Source organism: Pseudomonas sp. R62 (genome assembly GCF_000257605.1).
Classification (GTDB): Bacteria; Pseudomonadota; Gammaproteobacteria; order Pseudomonadales; family Pseudomonadaceae; genus Aquipseudomonas; species Aquipseudomonas atacamensis.
This window is the reverse complement of the sequence record NZ_JH635998.1, coordinates 3,643,745-3,646,418: the sequence shown is the minus strand read 5'-3', so window position 1 is coordinate 3,646,418 and position 2,674 is coordinate 3,643,745. Positions and strand designations below refer to the sequence as shown.

The following is a 2,674-nucleotide window of genomic DNA, read 5'->3' as shown; positions in this document are numbered from 1 at the left end:
ATTGATATCAGGGGCTTTTTTGTGCGCGCTTATCCGTAAAATGGCGCTTCCATTCACGCCTTGAGGCTGCCATGTCGAAACACCTGCTCACGCCGCAAGGGGACTTTCCTCCCGTTGCTCTCGGTCGTCGTCTGGCGGCGATGTTCTACGACTTCCTGCTGTGCACCGCCCTGCTGATCGTCACCGGATTCATCTACAAGTTGATCCAGGCCGCGATCATTGGCGAAGAACGGCTGCGGGTGATGACCGACGCCGGCCAGCTCGATGGTGACCCGCTGTATTCCACGGTGCTGCTGTTGGTATTGTTCGGCTTCTTCGCCAAGTTCTGGACCCATGGCGGGCAGACACTCGGCATGCAGGTATGGGGGATCCGCGTGCAGAACGCCAACGGCACAGCCATCAGCCTGTGGCAGGCGCTGTTGCGCTTTATGGTGTCGATCGCGTCGTGGTTGTGTATCGGGTTGGGTTTCTTCTGGTCGCTGTTCGACAAGCAGAAGCGCACCTGGCATGACATTTATTCGGATACGCGCGTGGTGCGGATTCCAAAGAAGAGCAAATAATTTCCATACTCAAGAGTCCCCCCTGTGGCGAGGGGATTTATCCCCGTCCGGCTGCGTAGCAGTCGTAAAGGAGCCCACGCGGTATCCCTGATATGCCGCGGTGTTTGATCTAGGGCGGCTTCGCCACCCAACGGGGATAAATCCCCTCGCCACAGGGCTCACTTCTACAAGGGGTTCACTCAGGCGTTACCGGCCAGCTTCATCCGCGCTGCCTGGGTGAAGTCGAGCATGCGCTTCAACGGGCGGATCGCTTGGGGAATCAGCGCCGGATCGACAAAGATCTCGTTAGTGCCTTCCTTCAAGCTCTTGAGGGTGCGCTCAAGGGTGTTCATGGCCATCCACGGGCAATGTGCGCAACTGCGACAAGCCGCGCCGTTACCGGCGGTAGGCGCTTCGATGAAGACCTTGTCCGGGCACAGCTGCTGCATCTTGTAGAAGATGCCACGGTCGGTGGCGACGATCAGGGTCTTGTTTGGCAGGCTTTGCGCGGCGGCGATCAACTGACTGGTAGAACCGACGGCGTCCGCCAGCTCGATCACCGAAGTCGGCGACTCGGGATGTACCAGAATCGCTGCGTCCGGGTACAACGCTTTCATATCCTCGAGCTGCTTGGACTTGAACTCTTCATGGACGATGCAGGCACCGTCCCAAAGCAGCATGTCGGCACCGGTCTTGCGCTGAATGTAAGTGCCCAAGTGCTTGTCCGGGCCCCAGATGATCGTCTCGCCGTTGTCCATCAGGCTTTCGACGATTTCCAGTGCGCAGCTCGAAGTCACCACCCAGTCAGCCCGCGCTTTCACGGCGGCGGAAGTGTTGGCATACACCACCACGGTACGTTCCGGGTGCTGATCGCAGAACGCCGAGAACTCATCGACCGGGCAGCCCAGGTCCAGCGAGCAGGTCGCCTCCAGAGTCGGCATCAGCACGCGTTTTTCCGGATTAAGAATTTTTGCCGTCTCGCCCATGAACTTGACGCCGGCGACCACCACGGTCTTGGCCGGATGGGCGTTGCCGAAGCGGGCCATTTCCAGGGAGTCGGAAACACAGCCGCCGGTTTCTTCGGCCAGGGCCTGAATCACCGGATCGCAATAAAAGTGGGCCACGAGCACCGCGTCCTGAGCCTTGAGCTCGGCGGCGATGGCGGAACGGTAATAAGCCTCCTCTTCTGCCGTCAGCGGTTTCGGCTGTTTGGCGTCGAGGTGGGCTTGAACCAGAAGGCGTTCGGAAATCTGCGTCATGTTCGCAAGACCTGCAGGCGCATTCGCGCGAAAGTCGAGTATACACCCGGCTCCGGACCACTAGAGGGTACCGCCGGGAGAGTGAGTATCATCAGGCACGGGACAGCGTTGAAGCTGCGCAAGGCTACAGAATATCCCGTTGATACAAAAGATGATTCTGACCTGCGTCAGGTGCGGCCGCGCTGAAACATCGAACGCCCGAATTGCAGGCAAAAAAAAACCCGGAAATCCTCACTTTCGTGGGCCTTCCGGATTTTCTAAACCGCCAAATATGGTGGGTCGTGTGGGATTCGAACCTACGACCAATTGGTTAAAAGCCAACTGCTCTACCAACTGAGCTAACGACCCGCTGTGTGGTGGCGCGTATAATACTGATTTTTAAGGACTATTCAACACCTTTTTTGAAAAAGATCAAAAATAAGGGGTTGGATCGCTTACACCCGCCGCAGCAAAGCCTTCAGCGCGCAGGCGGCAGCTGTCGCATTTGCCGCAAGCGCGGCCTTCATCGTCTGCCTGATAGCAGGAAACCGTCAGACCGTAATCAACGCCGAGCTTAACGCCGGCCTGAACGATCTGCGCTTTGCTCAGGTTCTGCAGCGGCGCCTGGATGCGGAAGCCATTGCCTTCCACGCCAGCCTTGGTCGCCAGATTGGCCATGCGCTCGAACGATTCGATGAACTCGGGACGGCAATCCGGGTAGCCGGAATAATCCACTGCATTGACGCCGATGAAGATGTCGCGGGCGCCGAGCACTTCGGCCCAACCCAATGCCAACGACAGGAACACCGTGTTGCGCGCCGGCACGTAAGTCACCGGAATGCCTTCGCCCAGCTCTTCCGGAATGTCGATGCTGGTGTCGGTCAGCGCCGAGCCGCC

At 58.5% G+C, this 2,674-nt stretch carries 3 protein-coding genes and 1 tRNA gene; 1 reads left to right on the top strand and 3 read right to left on the bottom strand.

Features of this window, described 5'->3' with window-relative positions; all coding sequences use genetic code 11:
• Positions 1-71: 71 nt before the first annotated feature.
• Positions 72-560: an RDD family protein gene (locus OQK_RS17440; RefSeq protein WP_016773510.1), complete on the top strand. Its 489-nt coding sequence runs from the start codon at positions 72-74 to the stop codon at positions 558-560.
• Positions 561-739: 179 nt separating this feature from the next.
• Here OQK_RS17440 and nadA read toward each other — a convergent pair whose 3' ends face one another.
• From nadA to OQK_RS17425, 3 genes are all read right to left on the bottom strand, one after another.
• Entirely contained in the window at positions 740-1,798 is a 1,059-nt protein-coding gene (nadA, locus tag OQK_RS17435) for a quinolinate synthase NadA (protein ID WP_016773509.1), read from the bottom strand.
• A 272-nt stretch (positions 1,799-2,070) separates the two neighbouring features.
• A tRNA-Lys gene (locus tag OQK_RS17430) sits at positions 2,071-2,146 on the bottom strand.
• Between the two features lie 63 nt (positions 2,147-2,209).
• A partial coding sequence (locus tag OQK_RS17425) for a 7-cyano-7-deazaguanine synthase (protein WP_016773508.1) occupies positions 2,210-2,674 on the bottom strand: 465 nt, incomplete at its 5' end.

Coding starts and splice junctions, on each gene's coding strand:
- OQK_RS17440 (WP_016773510.1), top strand. CDS start 72: ATGTCGAAACACCTGCTCACGCCGCAAGGGGACTTTCCTCCCGTTGCT.
- nadA (WP_016773509.1), bottom strand. CDS start 1,798: ATGACGCAGATTTCCGAACGCCTTCTGGTTCAAGCCCACCTCGACGCC.